Here is a 19457-nt window from a genome sequence, read left to right on the forward strand (position 1 = left end):
GCGCGCCCCTCTCGGGAAGCCGACTGCGCGACAGGCGACGAGGAACGAGGAGTCTGTCGACGGAAACGCCGGGTCACCGGCGATCCGCGTGTGAGCGGATCGTCGTACCCGTACGCACCCCCGCTCCTCCCCGCGCGACCATCTCTGGAAGCCGACTGCGCGACGGACGACGAGGAACGAGGAGCCCTTCGTCAGGACCGTGCGCAGCGCGGTCCTGACGAAGCACAGCCCGACTGCGCGACAGGCGACGAGGAACGAGGAGCCTGTCGACGGAAACGCCGGGTCACCGGCGATCCGCGTGTGAGCGGATCGTCGTACCCGGTACGCACCCCGCTCCTGCCAACGCCCCATCCCGGGAAGCCGACTGCGCGACGGACGACGAGGAACGAGGAGTCCGTCGACGCGGAGCGGAGACGAAGAAAGGGCCCGGCCAGAGGCCGGACCCTTTCTTCGTCGCAGTGACGCGCAGTATTACAGCGCCGCGACCTGCTTCGCGATGGCCGACTTGCGGTTCGCGGCCTGGTTCTTGTGGATGACGCCCTTGCTCGAGGCCTTGTCGAGCTTCTTCGCGGCGAAGGCGAGCGCGGTGGCGGCCTTCTCGGAGTCGCCGGCGGCGATGGCGGTGTGGACCGCGCGGACGGCGGTCTTCAGCTCGCTCTTCACGGCCTTGTTGCGCTCGTTCGCCTTCTTGTTGGTGAGGTTGCGCTTGATCTGCGACTTGATGTTTGCCACGTGGATTACCTTCTTCTCGGATGTGCGTGTGTGCAGCCGGCTACTCGACGGAGTGCCCCTTCCGCAGGCGTCGGATCGATCGCCGTGCGGTGCGACTGGAGGTCGCCGGCTTCTGATCGCTCCACGACTCCGGCAGACCGGAGGGGAGCGCAAGCCAACAAGGAACTTTAGCGCACCCGGGGCCGCCCTTCAACTGCATCGTGCTCGTGCCACGGCCGGTTCCGCGAGCGGCCGCTCCGGGACGCGACACGCGGGCGGGGGCGCACCCGTGAGGCGTCCCGCGCACGAGCGCCCGCAGTACTCTGGCCAGCGATGCCACGACTCGCCGATCACATCCCCGCGGTGCCGCCCTCGGGCATCCGCCGACTCTTCGAGATCGCCCTCCGCCTCGAGGGCGTCACCTTCCTCGCTGTCGGCGAGCCCGACGTGCCGCTCGCTCCGCACATCATCGAGGCGGCGCGCGCAGCGTGGGCCGCCGACGACACGAACTACGGACCGAACGGCGGCATCCTCGAGCTGCGGCGCGCGATCGTCGACAAGCTGGCCCGCGACAACGGCGTCCACGTCGACGTCGAGCAGGTCTGGCTCACGATCGGCGGCACGCAGGCGCTCTACCAGGCGATGACCCTCACGCTCGGCGCGGGCGACGAGGTCCTCCTCCCCGATCCCGGCTACACGACCTTCACCATGAACGCCCGGATGATCGGCGCCGTCCCCGTGCCCTACACGCTGCGGCCGGAGAACGGCTTCTTCCCCGATCTCGACGAGCTCGAGCGCATCGTCACCGACCGCACGCGCGTCATCATCATCAACAGCCCGTCGAATCCGCTCGGAGTCGTCTTCCCGCGCCCGCTCCTCGAGCGCCTCCTCGAGTTCGCCCGCCGCCACGACCTCTGGGTCATCAGCGACGAGGTCTACGAGTACTTCACCTACGGCCGCCCGCACGTGAGTCTCGCGGCCCTCGCGGAGGAGCTCGGTCACGACGAGGACCGCGTCTTCAGCGTCTTCTCGCTCTCGAAGACCTACGCGATGACGGGCGTCCGCGTCGGCTACCTCGTCACGCCTCCGGGTATGACGAAGACCATGGTCACCGTGCAGGAGGCGGCCATCAGCTGCGTCGCGACGCCCGACCAGCGCGCGGCCCTCGCGGCGCTGACCGGGCCGCAGGACGCGGTGGCCGCCGCCTCCGCGCACTACCTCGCGAACCTGAGGCTCGCCACCGCCCTGCTCGACGAGCGCGGCATCCGCTTCCGCGAGCCCGAGGGCGCCTTCTACCTCTGGGTCGACGTCTCGCACGCGAGCGACGGCGACGTCGCGAGCTGGGCCGAGGCGTTCCTCCTCGAGACCCTGGTCGCCGTCGCGCCGGGCAGCGCGTTCGGCCGCACGGGGGAGGGCTGGATCCGCATCTGCCTCGCCGCCGACCCGGCCGACATCGAGCACGGCCTCCGAACCCTCCCCGCGCCCGCGTGAGCACCGACGACGTCCTCGTCCGCCGGGTGCGGGCGAGCGAGTACGACGAGGTGTCCCGCCTCCGTCTCGGAGCCTACGCGCACGACTACGAGCTGGGGGAGGAGTACGCCGCCGATGTCGCGGACGTCGCCCGGCACGACCGCGAGGGCGAGGTGTGGGTCGCGGAGGATCGCGACGGACGCGTCGTCGCCACCGTGACCACCGCCGCTTCGGGCCGCAACCTCTACGAGCTCGGCCGGCCGGGCGAGCTCGACTGGCGCCTGCTCGCGGTCGCTCCGGAGGCGCGGGGGCGCGGTCTCGGCCGCCTCCTCACCCGGTTCGTCGTGATGCTCGCCTCCGAGCGTGGCCTCGAGCGCGTGGTGATGAACAGCGGCAGCGACATGACGACGGCGCACGCCCTCTACGAGCGGATGGGCTTCGTGCGCCTCCCCGAGCGCGAGAACCCGCCCGGCGTGGAGCCGACCCGCACCTACGGCCTCGACCTCTAGCCCCTCTCCGCGGGGCGGCCCGGCCGGAGCATGGGACACTGGACCCACGATGTCCCCACGTGCACACACCGCCCTCGAGCCCGCCGCGACCGATCCGGCGTCCATCCGCAACTTCTGCATCATCGCCCACATCGACCACGGCAAGTCGACGCTCGCCGACCGGATGCTCGGCATCACCGGCGTGGTCGAGGACAGGGCGATGCGCGCGCAGTACCTCGATCGGATGGACATCGAGCGCGAGCGCGGCATCACGATCAAGTCGCAGGCCGTCCGCATGCCGTGGGAGCACGAGGGCCGGACCTTCGCCCTGAACATGATCGACACCCCCGGCCACGTCGACTTCTCCTACGAGGTGAGCCGCTCGCTCGCCGCGTGCGAGGGCGCGATCCTCCTCGTCGACGCCGCCCAGGGCATCGAGGCGCAGACCCTCGCGAACCTCTACCTGGCGCTCGAGAACGACCTGGCGATCATCCCTGTGCTCAACAAGATCGACCTGCCCGCCGCCGACCCCGAGAAGTACGCGGCCGAGCTCGCGAGCCTCATCGGCGGCGACCCCTCCGACGTGCTGCGCGTCTCGGGCAAGACCGGTGTCGGAGTGGAGGCGCTGCTCGACCGCGTCACCGAGCTCGTCCCGGCGCCCCAGGGCCGCAAGGACGCCCCCGCCCGCGCGATGATCTTCGACTCGGTCTACGACTCCTACCGCGGCGTCGTCACCTACGTCCGGATGATCGACGGTCAGCTCTCGCCGCGCGAGAAGATCCAGATGATGTCGACGCGCGCCACGCACGAGATCCTCGAGATCGGAGTGTCGAACCCCGAGCCGACGTCGACCAAGGGCCTCGGGGTCGGCGAGGTCGGCTACCTGATCACCGGCGTGAAGGACGTGCGCCAGTCGAAGGTCGGCGACACGGTCACCACGGCGTCCAAGCCCGCGACCGAGGCGCTGCCCGGCTACACCGAGCCGCTGCCGATGGTCTTCTCGGGTCTCTACCCGATCGACGGCAGCGACTACCCCGACCTCCGCGAGGCGCTCGACAAGCTCAAGCTCTCCGACGCCGCGCTCGTCTACGAGCCCGAGACCTCCGTCGCTCTCGGCTTCGGCTTCCGCTGCGGGTTCCTCGGGCTCCTGCACCTCGAGATCGTGACCGAGCGCCTCGACCGCGAGTTCGGCCTCGACCTGATCACGACGGCGCCCTCGGTCATCTACGAGGTGACGACGGAGGACAAGAAGACCGTCACCGTCACGAACCCGAGCGAGTTCCCGGTCGGCAAGATCGCCTCGGTCACCGAGCCGATCGTCAAGGCCGCGATCCTCGCGCCGAAGGACTACGTCGGCACGATCATGGAGCTGTGCCAGAGCCGTCGCGGCACACTGATCGGCATGGAGTACCTGGGCGAGGACCGCGTCGAGATCCGCTACCACATGCCGCTCGGCGAGATCGTCTTCGACTTCTTCGACAACCTCAAGTCGAAGACCGCGGGATACGCCTCCCTCGACTACGAGCCCGCCGGCTCGCAGGAGGCCGACCTGGTCAAGGTCGACATCCTGCTGCAGGGCGAGCAGGTCGACGCGTTCAGCGCGATCGTGCACCGCGAGAAGGCCTACGCCTACGGCGTGCTGATGACGGGGCGCCTGCGCAAGCTCATCCCGCGGCAGCAGTTCGAGGTGCCGATCCAGGCCGCGATCGGCGCCCGCATCATCGCCCGCGAGTCGATCAGCGCGATGCGCAAGGACGTCCTCGCCAAGTGCTACGGCGGTGACATCACCCGCAAGCGCAAGCTCCTCGAGAAGCAGAAGGAGGGCAAGAAGCGCATGAAGATGGTCGGCCGCGTCGAGGTCCCCCAGGAGGCGTTCATCGCCGCGCTCTCGGGCGACGTCGAGACGAAGGACAAGAAATGAGCATCCGCCGCTCCAGCTTCGAGGGCCAGCCCCAGGTCACCTACGCGGCCGTCGGCGGCACCCTCGCACCCGACCTCCTCGAGTACCCGCCCGACGGCTTCACCGCCGAGCGCTTCGAGGCCCGCCTCGGCTCCGGAGCCGAGCGCTTCGCGATCACCACGGCGTCGCTGATGACCTGGGGCGTGCAGCGCGGCAGCGGCATCGCGGTCACCGACATCACGAGCGGCAGCGGCGTGCAGTACACCGGCGTCAACTTCGACTCCGCCGGCACCCCCATCGACCTCGCGAGCCGCCCCACCGAGGAGCACTTCGCGCCCGACGGCACCCCCTACATCACCGCGGGCGTCACCGCCGTGCTCAAGATCACCCTCCTGGGCCGCACGGTCGACGCGCCGGTGCGCGTGGTCTACGTGGTCGACGAACCCGACCAGGTCGGCTTCGCCTACGGCACCCTCGAGGGCCACCCCGAGAGCGGCGAGGAGTCGTTCGTCGTCGAGAAGCGCGCCGACGACTCGGTCTGGCTCGTCATCCGCGTCTTCTCCCGCCCCTCCTCGGCTCTCTACCGCCTCGGCACGCCGGTGCTCCGCGCCGTGCAGAAGCGCCAGGTCAAGAAGTACCTGCGCGCGCTGCTCCCGGCGCGCGTCAGCTGACGTGGGCAGCGCCCTCCCGATCGCCGATCCCGCCCCGCTCGACGGCCTCCTGCCCGCCGGCGTCGTCGACGGAGTCGAGCAGCGCGACCTGGGTCTCTACGTGCACGTGCCGTTCTGCCGGGTGCGCTGCGGCTACTGCGACTTCAACACCTACACGGCGACGGAGCTGCGCGGGGCGAAGCAGCAGGACTACGCCGACCAGGCGATCGGCGAGATGGTGCTCGGCGCCTCCGTCCTCGAGCGCGCGGGGCTGCCCCGCCGGCCGGCGGCGACGGTGTTCTTCGGAGGCGGCACCCCGACGCTGCTGCCCGCCGACGACCTCGTGCGCATGCTCGACGGGCTGCGCTCGACCTTCGGAGTCGCCGACGGCGCAGAGATCACCACGGAGGCGAATCCCGACTCGGTCGACGCCGCCTACCTCGAGAGGCTGGCGGGCGCCGGCTTCACGCGGGTCAGCTTCGGCATGCAGTCGGCCGTCCCGCACGTGCTGGCGACGCTCGAGCGCACGCACGACCCCGAGCGCGTGCCGCTCGTGGTGCAGTGGGCGCGCGAGGCGGGGCTGCAGGTCAGCCTCGACCTGATCTACGGCACCCCGGGGGAGTCGCTCGCCGACTGGGAGCGCTCGCTCGACTCGGCGCTCGAGAACCGCCCCGACCACCTCTCGGCCTACGCGCTGATCGTCGAGGACGGCACGAAGCTCGCCCGCCAGATCCGCCGGGGCGAGGTCGCGACTCCCGACGACGACCTCACGGCCGACATGTACGAGCTGGCGGATGCGCGCCTCGCCGCCGCCGGATACTCCTGGTACGAGGTGAGCAACTGGTCGCGCGACGACGCGCACCGCTCGCGGCACAACCTGTCCTACTGGCTGGGGCACGACTGGTGGGGTGTCGGGCCGGGCGCGCACAGCCACGTCGGCGGGGTGCGCTGGTGGAACGTCAAGCATCCCGCGGCGTACGCCGACCGCCTGCGGGCGGGTGCCTCGCCGGCCGCCGGGCGCGAGACTCTCGACGCGGCTACGCGCCGGGTCGAGGACGTGCTGCTGCGGTCGAGGCTCTCCGACGGGCTCCCGCTCGACGCGATCGATCTCGAGTACCGGCGCGAGGTCGCGGGACTCATCGCCGACGGGCTCGTCGACGGCAGGTCGGCACTCGGCGGCCGCATCGTGCTGACGCTGCGCGGGCGGCTCCTGGCCGACGCGGTCGTCCGCCGCCTCACCGACGGGTGAGTCGCGCAACGAAGGCTGGAAGCTGCGAATCGCGAGGAATCTGCGAGAACCGGGCTTCCAGCCTCAGTTGTGCGGCCACCCCTACTTGAAGAACGGGATGCTGAGCGGGTACGTGTAGTACTCGCCCGCGCTCGCCCGCACCGCGGCGATGATCCCGAAGATGATGACGAGGATCGGCACGACGAAGAAGACGATGATGCCGACGAACACGAACGTCAGGATCGTCCCCGCGACGTAGGCGATCAGCGTCGTCAGGTGGAAGTTCAGAGCCGACTTCGCGTGCGCCTCGAGGAACGGGCCGCGGCCCTTGAAGACGAGGTACACGATCAGCGACGGCAGGAAGCTGAAGAAGATGCCGAGCACGTGCGTGACGATCGCCCACGTCTTCTCGTCGGCCGGGTTCAGCGGCGGGGCGGCGGTTCCGTAGGCGGGGGGCGGGGGAGGGGTGGCCGACATGATGGTCTCCGTTCCGGATGTCAGCGCCCCGGGCGACCCCCGTGCGCTCGGCGTCCATCGTGGCACGCGGCTCGGCCCGGCGGGAGAGTTCCTCGCCTGCGTCCGCATCGGAGCACCACGCCGATCCGTGCGCAACCCCGTCCGCCTCCCTCCGTCGCGGTTATGATTGGCACTCAATGTTGCGGAGTGCCAGGCTCCGCCCGGCGCGCGAGCGCCGTCGGTCGTGCCGCAGGCACACGGATCCGCGGGAGGTCGATCGCATGGTGACGGAGCGCGGTCTGCAGGTCCTGCGCGTGATCGTGCAGGACTACGTGGCTCACCGGGAGCCGGTGGGCTCGAAGTCGATCGTCGAGCGTCACGCGTTCGGGGTGTCGGCGGCGACCATCCGCAACGAGATGGCGCAGCTCGAGGAGGAGGAGCTGATCGCGGCCCCGCACACCTCCTCCGGTCGCGTCCCCACCGACAAGGGCTACCGCCTCTTCGTCGACCAGCTCACCGACCTGCGCCCGCTGACCGCCGCGCAGCGGCAGGCCATCGAGACGTTCCTCGGCCAGAGTCCCGACCTCGACGAGGTCCTCGTGAAGACGGTGCGGCTGCTCTCGCAGCTCACCAACAGCGTCGCCCTCGTGCAGTACCCCTCGTTCGGTGCCGCGCGCATCCGCCACGTCGAGCTCGTCGCACTGGCCCCGCGCCGCCTGCTCTCGGTGCTGATCACCGACACCGGTCGCGTCGATCAGCGCGTGCTCGAGACCCCGTCCGACGTCGACGACGAGCTCCTCGGCGAGATCCGGGCCAAGCTCAACACCGCGGTGCTCGGCCTGGGCCTGCAGGCGGCGGCCGAGACGCTGCAGGGCGCGGGGGAGCAGTTCGCTCCGGAGCGGCGCGAGACCCTCGCACCGATCGTCCAGACGCTGCTCGAGCAGGTCGGCGCGAACCGGCAGGACCGCCTCGTGATGGCGGGCGCCGCGAACCTGGTGCGCACCGAGGAGGACTTCTCGGGCAGCATCTACCCCGTTCTCGAGGCGATCGAGGAGCAGGTCGAGCTTCTGCGACTGTTCGCCGAGATGTCCCCGGATCCGCGCGGCATCTCCGTCCGCATCGGTCGCGAGAACGCACCCTTCGGCCTGCAGGAGACCTCCGTCCTCACCAGCGGCTACAACACAGCGGGCGGCCAGGTGTCGCGCCTGGGGGTGCTCGGGCCGATCAGGATGGACTACTCCGGCAACATCGCGGCGGTCCGCGCCGTCGCCCGCTACCTCTCCCGCCTCCTCGGCGAGGAATAGGCCCCACCTCCGCCGGTCGCTCCGGCTCCCGCCCGGTCCGTCGCGTCCGGTGCACCGACCCACGAACGAAGGACGAAGCCCCCTGTGGCCGATCACTACGAAGTGCTGGGCGTCGATCGAGACGCCTCCGCCGACGAGATCAAGAAGGCGTACCGCCGACTCGCGCGCGAGCTGCACCCCGACGTCAACCCGAGCGCCGACGCCTCGGAGCGGTTCAAGCTCGTCACCCACGCCTACGACGTCCTGAGCGACGCGCAGCAGCGCCAGCAGTACGACCGCGGCCCGCAGGAGGGCTTCCCCGGAGGAGCCCAGGGCTTCGGCGGGTTCGGCGACATCTTCGAGACGTTCTTCGGCCAGGGCGGTCAGGGCTCGTCGCGGGGTCCGCGGTCGCGCCGCGAGCGCGGACAGGACGCGCTGCTGCGCGTCGAGGTCTCGCTCGACGAGGTCATCTTCGGCACCCACCGCGACCTCGAGGTCGACACGGCCGTGCTCTGCGAGACCTGCCAGGGCTCGTGCTGCCAGCCGGGCACCTCGCCTGTCACCTGCGACATCTGCCACGGCTCGGGTCAGATCCAGCGCACGGTCCGCTCGCTGCTCGGCAACGTGATGACCGCGAGCCCCTGCGGCACCTGCCGCGGCTACGGCACCGTCATCGCCACCCCGTGCTCCACCTGCCAGGGCCAGGGCCGCGTCCGCGCGCGCCGGACGATCCCGGTCGACGTCCCCGCGGGCGTCGACACCGGGCTCCGCCTGCAGATGCCCGGCAGCGGCGAGGTGGGCCCCGCGGGCGGCCCGAACGGCGACCTCTACCTCGAGATCAAGGTCAAGCACCACGACGTCTTCAGCCGCAACGGCGACGACCTGCTCTGCACCCTCGAGGTGCAGATGACGGATGCGATCCTCGGCTCGACCGCGACGCTCGCCGCTCTCGACGGAGACATCGAGATCGAGGTCAAGCCGGGCACGCAGAGCACCGAGATCGTGACGATCAAGGGCCGCGGAGTCACGCGCCTGCGCGGGAACGGCCGCGGCGACCTCCGCATCGGCATCCAGGTCGTCACTCCGACCAAGCTCGGGCACCGCGAGCGCGAGCTCGTGCAGGAGTTCGCGAAGCACTACAAGCCGCAGAAGCCGGCGCTCACCCACTTCCAGCAGGGGCTGTTCTCGAAGCTCCGCGACCGCTTCCTCGGCTGAGCGCGGGCTCTCGATGGCGCACCACTACATCGACGAGTCGCTCGACTCCGGCGACTTCGTCGCGGGCGGCCGGCTCGCGCTCACCGGGGCTGAGGCGCGCCACGCCGCCACCGTGAGCCGGATCCGCGCGGGCGAGACGGTGCGGGTGGGCGACGGTCGGGGCCGCGTCGCGACGGCGGTCGTCGAGAGCTCGGAGGCGTCGCGGGTCGTGCTGCTCGTCTCGTCGGTCGAGGAGGTGGCCGCCGCCTCGCCGCGGCTCGTCCTCGTGCAGGCCCTCGCGAAGGGCGACCGCGACGAGCTCGCGATCCAGGCCGCCACCGAGCTCGGCGTCGACGAGGTCGTGCCGTGGCAGTCGGCCCGCTCGGTCTCCCGCTGGTCGGGCGGCAAGGAGGAGAAGGGCCGCGAGCGCTGGCGCAGCATCGTCCGCGAGGCGAGCAAGCAGTCGCTGCGCGCCCGCGTGCCGGAGGTGTCTCCGCTGGCCGCCCTGCGCGCTCTCGTCGAGCGCGCCTCCGCCGACCGGGTGCTCGTGCTCGAGCCGGGAGCCGCGGCGCGCCTCAGCGCCGTCGTGCCCGACGAGCGCGACATCGTCCTCGTCGTCGGTCCGGAGGGCGGCATCGCCCCCGAGGAGCTTCGCGGGCTCGTGGAGGCGGGGGCCGAGGCGGTCTCGCTCGGCGAGTCCGTCCTGCGCACCTCGACGGCGGGACCGGCGGCGATCGCCGTGCTCTCGGCCCGCCTGGGGCGCTGGTGAGCGTCGTCCCCGCGAGCGCCCTCGGCGAACGGCGCGCCCGAGTGCCGGTGCCCGCCTTTACGATGGTCGCATGAGCGAACCCACCGTCTTCACCCGCATCGTCCAGGGCGAGATCCCTGCCGACGTGGTGTTCGAGAACGAACGGGTCCTCGCCATCACCGACATCGCGCCGAAGGCGCCGGTCCACCTGCTGGTCTTCCCCAAGACCCAGGAGTACGCGACCGTCGCCGCCCTCGCCGCTGCCGACCCCGCCCTCCTCGCCGAGATCGTGCAGGTCGCGCAGACCCTGGCCGACGCCCACTCGGGCGGCCAGTTCCGCCTGGTCTTCAACTCGGGCGAAGAGGCCGGCCAGACCGTGTTCCACGTCCACGCCCACGTCCTGGGCGGACACCTGACGGAAGGCTCCCTTGCCACCGGTTGACCACGCGGGCGACAGCTCCGCCGTTCCGACGCCCGCCGACTCCGGCGGGCTACCCTCCTCCAGCACTTCTCCCGCCGGCTCGACCGCAGCGGGCTCGACCGCGCCCGGCTCGACCGCAGCCGGGACGCCCACCGGCGCGACGCACCGCGTCATCGCCGTCGACGGAGTCGCCATGGTGCGCCTCCTCGGACCTCAGGACCGGCTCATCCGAGCGGTCGAAGGACGATTCCCCGATGTCCGGGTGCACGTGCGCGGCAACGAGGTGACGCTCGACGGCGAGCGCGACCCCGTCGCCGCGGCGGCGCGCCTGGTGGAAGAACTGGTGCTCATGACGGCAGGCGGCCACGACCTCGATCCCGAGGGAGTCCGCGAGTCCGCGCGGATCCTCCAGAACGGCGGACCGGTGAGCCCGGCCGAGGCGTTCGGGCAGGCGATCCTCACCGCTCGCGGCAAGAGCATCCGGCCCAAGACGCTCGGGCAGCGGGAGTACGTCGACGCCGTCGACGAGAACACGATCGTCTTCGGCATCGGTCCGGCCGGCACGGGCAAGACCTACCTCGCGATGGCGAAGGCGGTGCAGGCCCTCCAGCGCAAGGAGGTCGACCGGATCATCCTGACCCGCCCGGCGGTCGAGGCGGGGGAGCGGCTGGGCTACCTCCCCGGGTCGCTGACCGACAAGATCGACCCCTACCTGCGGCCGCTCTACGACGCGCTGAACGAGATGATGGACCCGGAGAACGTCCCGAAGCTGCTGGCGGCGGGGACGATCGAGGTCGCTCCTCTCGCCTACATGCGCGGGCGGACGCTGAACAACTCGTTCGTCGTGCTCGACGAGGCGCAGAACACCACGCCCGAGCAGATGAAGATGTTCCTCACCCGTCTGGGCTTCGGCTCGAAGATGGTCGTCACCGGCGACATCACCCAGGTCGACCTGCCGACCGGTGCGAGCGGGCTCCGGCTGGTGACGCGCGTGCTCGACGGCATCGACGACATCCACTTCTCGCGTCTGGGCAGCGAGGACGTCGTGCGGCACAGCCTCGTCGGCCGGATCGTCGACGCCTACACCGAGTACGACCAGCAGAAGCAGGCGCAGCACTTCGAGCGCGAGCAGGCTCGCGAGTTCGCCAACCGCGCCGAGCGGAGGGGCGCTCCCGCCCGCTCCGCCGGCGACCCCCTGCCCAAGCGCCCGCGCGGCTGACCGCCGCCCCCTCCCCACCGAAGGAACACAGCCACCCGTGAGCATCGAGATCAACAACGAGTCGAGCGTCCCCGTCGACGAGGCGGCGCTTCTGCGCCTCGCCGGTTACGCGCTCGACTCGCTCCACGTGCATCCGGATGCGGAGCTCGCGATCGTGCTCGTCGACGAGGGCGCGATGGAGCAGCTGCACGTGCAGTGGATGGACGAGCCGGGCCCCACCGATGTGCTGAGCTTCCCGATGGACGAGCTGCGCCCCGGCACCGAGGACGAGCAGACCCCCGCGGGCCTGCTCGGCGACATCGTGCTGTGCCCCCAGGTCGCGCAGACCCAGGCCGAGGCGGCGGGTCACTCGGTGCTCGACGAGCTCCAGCTGCTCACGGCCCACGGACTCCTGCACCTCCTCGGCTTCGATCACGCCGAGCCCGACGAGGAGCGCGAGATGTTCGGCATCCAGCGCGACATCCTCGTCGGCTTCCACATCAGCGAACGACGGCGCTAGGGCCCGCGCGTGCTGACCGTCCAGCTGCTCATCGCCGCGCTCGCCCTCGTCGCCGTCGGCGGGTGGCTCGCCGCGACCGATGCCGCTCTCGGCGTGCTCTCGCGCAGCGATCTGCTCGACATGGCGAACCACTCCAGGAGCGCCAACGCACTCCGGGCGATCGCGGGCGACCTGAGCGCGCACGTGAACGTCGTGAACTTCTCCCGGATCGCCGCCGAGACGACCGCGGCGGTCTTCGTGACGGCCGTCCTCGTGGTCGTCGTCGACCAGCTCTGGCTGGCCCTCCTGCTGGCGATCCTCATCATGGCCGCCGTCTCGTTCGTGCTGGTGGGCTCGAGCCCGCGCAGCGTGGGTCGGGCCCACGCGCGCGCCGTCCTCGGCACCAGCGCCTCGGCCGTCCACGTCCTGCGCGTCGCACTCGGTCCGGTCGCGCACGGCCTGGTCGCCCTCGGCAACCGGGTGACCCCCGGTACCGGGCGGTCGGCGGGGTTCTCGTCCGAGGAGCAGCTGCTCAGCATGGTCGACGAGGCGACCGAGCAGGACGTCCTCGAGCAGGACGACCGCGAGCTCATCCACTCGATCTTCGAGTTCAACGACACACTCGTCCGCGAGGTGATGGTGCCCCGCACCGACATGGTCACCATCGAGTCCACCGCCTCGGTCGGCGCGGGGATGGGTCTGCTGCTGAGCCGCGGGATCTCGCGCCTCCCGGTCATCGGCGACGGCGCGGACGACGTCGTGGGCGTCCTCTACCTGCGCGACGTGGCCCGGCACACCTACGAGCGCCCCGACGACGCCGATGCCGTCGCCGAGCTCGCCCGCCCCGCGCTCTTCGTCCCGGAGTCGAAGAAGGCCGATGAGCTCCTGCGCCAGATGCAGCTCGAGTCGAACCACCTCGCCATGGTGGTCGACGAGTACGGGGGCATCGCCGGGCTCGTCACCCTCGAGGATCTGATCGAGGAGCTCGTCGGCGACATCTCGGACGAGTACGACCGCGACGTCGACCTCTTCGAGGAGACGGCGCCCGGCGTCTACCGCGTGTCGGCCCGACTGCCCGTCGGCGAGCTCGGCGAGTTGTTCGAGCTCGACCTCGAGGACGACGACGTCGACTCCGTCGGAGGCCTGCTGACGAAGGCCTACGGCCGCCTCCCCGAGCGCGGAGCGACGGCGCGCATCGACGGCGTGATCCTCGAGGCCGAGCAGGCGGACCCGCGGCGAGGCACCATCTCGACGGTGATCGTCCGGCGCGACCCCGACTACGACCCGACGCGGGAGCCGACCACCGGACCGATCGTCGTCATCGACGAGAGCGGCGAACCGCAGGACGACGAGGGCCCGAGGCTCGGCTCCGCGGAGCCGACCGGGGATGTCGAGGCCGGCTCCGGACCGAGCGGCGCGACCACCTCGGAGAAGCCGCGCGGCAAGAAGGCCGGTGGGAGGTCGTCGACGTCACCGGCGAGCGACACATCGCCGACCGACGGGGCCGCGGGCAAGAAGACGGCCGTCGCGAAGGCGGACGCCGCGAAGACCGGAGCCGCGAAGACCGGACCGACGAAGACCTCCAGCACCAAGAACTCCGGCACGAAGACCTCCACGACGAAGACCTCCACGACGAAGACCTCCACGACGAAGTCGAAGACCACGAAGCCACAGGACGAGGACGCACGATGACCGACACCAGCAGCACCCCGACGCCCTACCGGGCGGGATTCGTGTCGTTCGTCGGCCGCCCCAACGTCGGCAAGTCGACCCTGACGAACGCTCTCGTCGGCGAGAAGATCGCGATCACGAGCTCCAAGCCCCAGACGACGCGGCGCGCGATCCGCGGAGTGGTGCACCGCGAGGACGGGCAGCTGATCGTGGTGGACACCCCCGGGATCCACCGTCCGCGCACCCTGCTGGGAGAGCGCCTCAACTCCCTCGTCACCTCGACCCTCGGCGATGTCGACGTCATCGGGATGCTCTTCCCCGCCGATGAGCCCATCGGCCCCGGCGACCGGTTCATCAACGAGCAGCTCGAGTCGTTCCCCCGCGCGCGCAAGGTCGCGATCGTCTCGAAGGTCGACCTCTCCTCGAAGAAGTCCGTCGCGAAGCAGCTGCTCGCCGTGTCGGAGCTGCGGGAGTGGGACACGATCGTCCCCATCTCGGCCGTCACGTCCGAGCAGCTCGAAGTGCTCGCCTCCGAGCTGCTGGCGCTGATGCCGGTCTCGCCCGCCCTCTACCCTGAGGAGGCCGTCACCGATGAGGACCTCTTCTCGCGCATCGCCGAGTTCATCCGCGAGGCCGCGCTCGAGGGCGTCTCGGACGAGCTCCCGCACTCCCTCGCCGTCACCCTCGACGACATGGTCGAGCGCGAGGACGGGTCGCTGATCGACATCTACGCCAACGTCTTCGTCGAGCGCGACAGCCAGAAGGGCATCATCATCGGCAAGGGCGGCCAGCGGCTGCGCGAGGTCGGCGCCGTGTCGCGCGAGCAGATCGAGCGCCTCCTCGGCCGCCAGGTGTTCCTCTCGATCCGCGTCAAGGTGGCCAAGGAGTGGCAGCGCGACCCGAAGATGCTCGGCCGCCTCGGGTTCTGATCACGGGCTCCCGGGCCCGCCGCCGTACCCGGGCAGGGTGAGGGCGATCACTCCGGAGGACGACGACAGCGGGCGGCGGGGCCTCTAGCGTGGGAGGCATGCGTGCGCTCCTGGATCGACCGGCGACCCTCCCGGTCGCGGGAGCGGCCCTCGCGGTCGGGTACCTGGCCGGCGGCGGCGCCGGGCTGCTGCCGACGGAGGCGCTCCCCGCAGGGCTGCTGCTCGGACTCGCCCTCGCTGTCGCCGGCTTCCTCCCCGCTGTCGCTCCGTCGCTGGTCGCCCTCGCGGTGATCACCGGCGGCGGACTCACGATCGTCGGGGTGCCCGTCGACGGCGTCGTCGTCGGCATGGTCGTCCTCTGGTCGACCGCGCGGCGACTCGGCCCGTGGACGCGCTCGCTGGCACTCGCCGCCGCTCTCCTCCTCTCCGCTGTCGGCGGCCTCGTCGTCGCGTCGCAGCTCTCGGGCGCGCTCGACCCGAGCGCGGCGTCGGGCCAGGTGGAGCTGCTGGTGCGAGCCCTCGCCGCTCTGCTCGTCGCCTCGGTCCTCGGCGGGCTGCTCGTGCTCGCCTGGGTCCTGGGGATCCGCTCACCCGTCGGGCCGGACGACCCGATCGACGCGCTCCTCGTCCGGGTCGCCGGGCCGCAGGACCCGTTCGCCGTCGGTGCCGCCGGCGGCCAGGCGGTCCTCCTCCTCGCGATCGCCTGCGTGCCGCTGAGCGTCGTCGACGGCTCCCTGCAGGTCTTCGTCGCGGGCGTGCTCTCCGTGGCCCTCGTGCTCCACCGCCGAGCGCCAGCCGTGGCACTCGGCGTCGCCTGGATCGGCGCGATCCTGCAGATGGCGCTGGTCCTCCCGCCGGGGTTCGCCGACCTCGCGATCTTCGTGGTGCTCTTCGGCACCGGGGCTGCGGAGTCGCGGCGCGTCAGGACCGCCGGCGCGGTCTCGGCGGTCGTCGGCTCCGTCGTGGCGGTCGCCTACCTCGTGCTGGCCTTCGACCTGGTCGCGAACACGACCGACGTCGTCCTCACCGTCACGGCGACGTTCAGCGGGCTGCTCGCGACGCTCGGCCTGTCCTGGACGGTCGGCCTCCTGTCGCGGTCCGTCCGCCGTGCGCGCGAGGGGCAGAGCCTCCGCGCCGAGGCCGAGCGCGAGCGGGCTCGCGCACAGCGGGAGCTCGACGCGGTCGGGGAGCGCAACCGGATCGCGCGCGACATGCACGACGTGGTCGCCCACTCCCTGGCGGTCGTCATCGCCCAGGCCGACGGCGCCCGCTACCTCGGGGCGTCCAGCCCGGAGCAGACGGATGCGGCGCTGCTCACGATCTCGAGCGTCGCGCGAGACGCTCTCGGCGACGTCCGCGTCCTGCTCGCGCAGCTGCGGCACAGCCAGAGCGACGGACCGCAGCCCGCCGCCCACGACCTGCCGGCGCTGCTCGACAGCGTGTCCGGAGCGGGCGCGCAGGTGCACGCCGAGCTCGACGTCGATCTCGACTCGGTCCCTCGCGCCACCGGCATCGCCCTCTACCGCATCGCGCAGGAGGCGACGACGAACGCGCTCCGGCACGGTCGGCCTGGAGCACCGCTCGACGTCGCGCTCCGGCGCGACGCCGGCGAGATCGTGCTGACCGTCAGGAACGCCCGGTGCGGGGACGTCGGCGCGGACGCCGAGCCGGGGGAGGGGCACGGACTGGTCGGCATGCACGAGCGGGCGGCTCTCGTCGGCGGTGTCCTCCTCGCGGGCCCCGACGGCGAGGACTTCGTCGTCGACGCGCGCCTTCCGGCCGGCGCCACGTCGCCGGTCCCGATCATCGGCCCGGCACCGTCGTCGCCGGCCCCCGCACTGCCCGTCGCCTCTGGAGGCCGCCCCGCATGACCGAGACCATCCGCATCGTCCTCGTCGACGACCAGGCGCTCTTCCGCGCCGGCATCCGCATGCTCCTCAGCTCCCAGCCCGACCTCGAGGTGGTCGGCGAGGCGTCCGACGGCGCAGAGGGCGCGGCACTGGTGGGTCGCGTGTCACCCGACGTGGTGCTCATGGACATCCGCATGCCGGGAGTCGACGGCATCGAGTCGACCCGGCGGATCCTCGCGGATGCGGCGGAGGCCGGCGTCGAGCCCCCGCGCATCCTCGTCCTGACGACCTTCGATCTCGACGAGGCGGCGGCGCGGGCCATCCGCGCCGGCGCCAGCGGGTTCCTGCTCAAGGACACGGAGCCGGGGTTCTTGCTCGCCTCGGTGCGGACGGTCCACGCCGGGACCGCGGTGGTCGCCGCCTCCGCGACCCGCGAGCTGTTCGAGCACTTCGGTGCGCCCGGCAGCGGTCGCGAGACGCCGGCGGCGTTCGGGACGCTGACCGACCGCGAGCGCGAGATCTTCCACCTCGCCGCGCGCGGCCTCAGCAACACCGAGATCGCCCGCGCCGAGTTCCTCAGCGAGGCGACCGTCAAGACCCACATCAGCCGGACGCTCGGCAAGCTCGGCCTGCGCGACCGCGTCCAGCTGGTGGTCTTCGCCTACGAGAACGGCCTCGTCGCCTGACGACGCGGGCCGGGAGGGCAGTGCTACCCTGGCTCCGTGCGTTCCGGTCTGCTCCTTCTTAGCCGCCGCGACGAGATCTGATCCTCAGGCCTCCCTCGTCGCGGTGTTCGTCGTCGGCTGACCACACATCTTCGCCCGCGAGGTCGGATCCGCATCCGGATCCCCGCGAGACCGGACACGGGCGAGCACAGACACGCGCGTCCCCGCGCAGGAGAGCACCCCATGAAGAACACCCAGAAGCCGTCGCCCATGCCGATCGGCAAGTACACGCCGTTCCACGAGCAGATCACCGTCGAGCTGCCCGACCGGACCTGGCCGACGAAGCGCATCACCGCGGCGCCGCGCTGGTGCGCCGTCGACCTGCGTGACGGCAACCAGGCGCTCATCGACCCGATGAGCCCGGAGCGCAAGCGCATCATGTTCGACCTGCTGGTCCGGATGGGCTACAAGGAGATCGAGGTCGGCTTCCCCAGCGCCAGCCAGACCGACTTCGACTTCGTCCGCAGCCTCATCGAGGAGGGGGCGATCCCGGAGGACGTCACCATCCAGGTGCTGACCCAGGCCCGCGACCACCTGATCGAGCGCACCTACGAGTCGATCCGCGGCGCGCGCCAGGCGATCGTGCACCTGTACAACTCGACGAGCGTGCTGCAGCGCGAGGTCGTCTTCCGGAAGGACCGCCAGGGGATCATCGACATCGCCCTCGCCGGCGCCCGGAAGTGCCGCTCGATGGAGTCGTCGGTTCCCGGCACCACCGTCTACTACGAGTACTCGCCCGAGAGCTACACCGGCACCGAGCTCGACTTCGCCCTCGAGATCTGCGACCGCGTGGTCGAGGTGTTCGAGCCGACCCCCGACCGCAAGGTCATCATCAACCTGCCGGCGACGGTCGAGATGGCGACTCCCAACGTCTACGCCGACTCGATCGAGTGGATGAGCCGCCACCTCGCCCAGCGCGAGAACATCATCCTGTCGCTGCACCCGCACAACGACCGCGGCACCGCCGTCGCTGCCGCCGAGCTCGGCTACCTGGCCGGCGCCGACCGCATCGAGGGCTGCCTCTTCGGGAACGGCGAGCGCACCGGCAACGTCGACCTGGTGGCGCTGGGCGTCAACCTGTTCACGCAGGGCATCGACCCGCAGATCGACTTCGGCGACATGGACGGCATCAAGCGCACCGCCGAGTACTGCAACCAGCTGGCCGTCCCCGAGCGGAGCCCCTGGGCGGGCGACCTGGTGTTCACGGCGTTCAGCGGCTCGCACCAGGACGCCATCAAGAAGGGCTTCGAGGCGATGGAGGCCGAGGCCGAGCGCACCGGCCGGAGCGTCGACGAGCTGACCTGGGCCGTGCCGTACCTGCCCGTCGACCCGAAGGACCTCGGCCGCTCCTACGAGGCGGTCATCCGCGTCAACTCGCAGTCGGGCAAGGGCGGCGTGGCCTACCTGCTGAAGACCGACCACGCGCTCGACCTGCCGCGCCGCCTCCAGATCGAGTTCTCGGGAGTCGTGCAGGCCAAGACCGACGCCGAGGGCGGCGAGGTCACCAGCGAGCAGATCTGGGCGATCTTCCAGGACGAGTACCTGCCCGCGCCGGCACACCGCTCCGAGGAGAGGTGGGGCCGGTTCGAGCTGACCCGGACCAGCACCTCGAGCGACCTGGGCGGCAGCATCGCGCTCGACACCGTCCTGCGGGTGGGCGACGAGACCGTGACCGCGAGCGCCTCCGGCAACGGCCCGATCAACGCCTTCGAGTCCGTGCTGGCGCAGCACGGAGTCGGCGTGCGCGTCCTCGACTACGTCGAGCACGCTCTCAGCGCCGGCGGCGACGCGCTGGCCGCCTCCTACGTCGAGTGCTCGGTGAACGGACGGACCCTGTGGGGCGTGGGCGTCGACGCCGACATCTCGACCGCCTCGCTCAAGGCGATCGTCTCGGCCGTCAACCGCGCCATCCGCGAGGAGACGCCCGTCGCCGAGCTGGCCACCGCCTCCGCCTGACCCTCCGGCGAGGGAGCCGCGGACCGTCGGGGGAGCGACGATTCCGCGGCTCCCTCGACGGGCGCGGGTCCCCTCGGCGG

The 19457-nt window shown here is 71.3% G+C and carries 18 protein-coding genes; 16 read left to right on the top strand and 2 right to left on the bottom strand.

Annotation, left to right across the window (positions count from 1 at the left end):
- Positions 1–471: 471 nt before the first annotated feature.
- Positions 472–732: a 30S ribosomal protein S20 gene (gene rpsT / locus B9Y99_RS05710; RefSeq protein WP_085475572.1), complete on the bottom strand. Its 261-nt coding sequence runs from the start codon at positions 730–732 to the stop codon at positions 472–474.
- 312 nt (positions 733–1044) lie between these two features.
- On the opposite strand from rpsT, the gene B9Y99_RS05715 reads away from it, so the two are divergent.
- The 5 genes from B9Y99_RS05715 to hemW are packed head-to-tail and all read left to right on the top strand — an operon-like array spanning position 1045 to position 6468.
- Positions 1045–2202 (top strand): pyridoxal phosphate-dependent aminotransferase, encoded by a 1158-nt coding sequence (locus B9Y99_RS05715; protein WP_085475573.1) that lies wholly within the window; start codon positions 1045–1047, stop codon positions 2200–2202.
- Positions 2199–2690 carry a GNAT family N-acetyltransferase gene (locus B9Y99_RS05720; RefSeq protein WP_085475574.1) on the top strand — a complete coding sequence of 164 codons (492 nt, stop codon included), beginning with the start codon at positions 2199–2201 and terminating at the stop codon, positions 2688–2690. The genes B9Y99_RS05715 and B9Y99_RS05720 overlap by 4 nt, the downstream gene beginning before the upstream one ends.
- Before the next feature lie 49 nt (positions 2691–2739).
- Positions 2740–4590 carry a translation elongation factor 4 gene (gene lepA / locus B9Y99_RS05725; protein WP_085475575.1) on the top strand — a complete coding sequence of 617 codons (1851 nt, stop codon included), beginning with the start codon at positions 2740–2742 and terminating at the stop codon, positions 4588–4590.
- Positions 4587–5240 carry a DUF1990 domain-containing protein gene (locus B9Y99_RS05730; RefSeq protein ID WP_244274778.1) on the top strand — a complete coding sequence of 218 codons (654 nt, stop codon included), beginning with the start codon at positions 4587–4589 and terminating at the stop codon, positions 5238–5240. Before lepA ends, B9Y99_RS05730 begins: the two co-directional genes overlap by 4 nt.
- Position 5241: 1 nt before the next feature.
- Positions 5242–6468 carry a radical SAM family heme chaperone HemW gene (gene hemW, locus B9Y99_RS05735; protein WP_085475576.1) on the top strand — a complete coding sequence of 409 codons (1227 nt, stop codon included), beginning with the start codon at positions 5242–5244 and terminating at the stop codon, positions 6466–6468.
- Positions 6469–6549: 81 nt separating this feature from the next.
- On the opposite strand, the gene B9Y99_RS05740 is transcribed toward hemW, so the two are convergent.
- Positions 6550–6924, bottom strand: a complete 375-nt coding sequence (locus B9Y99_RS05740) for a DUF4870 domain-containing protein (RefSeq protein ID WP_085475577.1) — start codon at positions 6922–6924, stop codon at positions 6550–6552.
- Positions 6925–7184: 260 nt separating this feature from the next.
- On the opposite strand from B9Y99_RS05740, the gene hrcA reads away from it, so the two are divergent.
- From hrcA to leuA, 11 genes are all read left to right on the top strand, one after another.
- Positions 7185–8207 (top strand): heat-inducible transcriptional repressor HrcA, encoded by a 1023-nt coding sequence (gene hrcA, locus B9Y99_RS05745; RefSeq protein ID WP_085475578.1) that lies wholly within the window; start codon positions 7185–7187, stop codon positions 8205–8207.
- 84 nt (positions 8208–8291) lie between these two features.
- Entirely contained in the window at positions 8292–9401 is a 1110-nt protein-coding gene (dnaJ, locus tag B9Y99_RS05750; protein ID WP_085475579.1) for a molecular chaperone DnaJ, read from the top strand.
- A 13-nt stretch (positions 9402–9414) separates the two neighbouring features.
- A complete protein-coding gene (locus tag B9Y99_RS05755; RefSeq protein ID WP_085475580.1) occupies positions 9415–10149 on the top strand; it encodes a 16S rRNA (uracil(1498)-N(3))-methyltransferase in 735 nt (244 codons plus the stop codon).
- 70 nt (positions 10150–10219) lie between these two features.
- Positions 10220–10570, top strand: a complete 351-nt coding sequence (locus B9Y99_RS05760; protein ID WP_085475581.1) for an HIT domain-containing protein — start codon at positions 10220–10222, stop codon at positions 10568–10570.
- 172 nt (positions 10571–10742) lie between these two features.
- Positions 10743–11768, top strand: a complete 1026-nt coding sequence (locus tag B9Y99_RS05765; RefSeq protein WP_085475582.1) for a PhoH family protein — start codon at positions 10743–10745, stop codon at positions 11766–11768.
- Positions 11769–11805: 37 nt separating this feature from the next.
- A complete protein-coding gene (gene ybeY / locus B9Y99_RS05770) occupies positions 11806–12267 on the top strand; it encodes an rRNA maturation RNase YbeY (RefSeq protein ID WP_085475583.1) in 462 nt (153 codons plus the stop codon).
- Positions 12268–12276: 9 nt separating this feature from the next.
- Positions 12277–13938 (top strand): CBS domain-containing protein, encoded by a 1662-nt coding sequence (locus B9Y99_RS05775; protein WP_085475584.1) that lies wholly within the window; start codon positions 12277–12279, stop codon positions 13936–13938.
- A complete protein-coding gene (gene era / locus B9Y99_RS05780; RefSeq protein ID WP_085475585.1) occupies positions 13935–14846 on the top strand; it encodes a GTPase Era in 912 nt (303 codons plus the stop codon). The genes B9Y99_RS05775 and era overlap by 4 nt, the downstream gene beginning before the upstream one ends.
- A gap of 98 nt (positions 14847–14944) precedes the next feature.
- Positions 14945–16717: a sensor histidine kinase gene (locus B9Y99_RS05785; RefSeq protein ID WP_129587910.1), complete on the top strand. Its 1773-nt coding sequence runs from the start codon at positions 14945–14947 to the stop codon at positions 16715–16717.
- The gene (locus B9Y99_RS05790) at positions 16714–17382 is read left to right on the top strand and encodes a response regulator (RefSeq protein WP_085475586.1); all 669 of its coding nucleotides are present in this window, start codon (positions 16714–16716) and stop codon (positions 17380–17382) included. Before B9Y99_RS05785 ends, B9Y99_RS05790 begins: the two co-directional genes overlap by 4 nt.
- 222 nt (positions 17383–17604) lie before the next feature.
- A complete protein-coding gene (leuA, locus tag B9Y99_RS05795; protein WP_085475587.1) occupies positions 17605–19377 on the top strand; it encodes a 2-isopropylmalate synthase in 1773 nt (590 codons plus the stop codon).
- Positions 19378–19457: the final 80 nt, after the last annotated feature.

It is taken from the genome of Rathayibacter oskolensis, assembly GCF_900177245.1.
GTDB lineage: Bacteria > Actinomycetota > Actinomycetes > Actinomycetales > Microbacteriaceae > Rathayibacter > Rathayibacter oskolensis.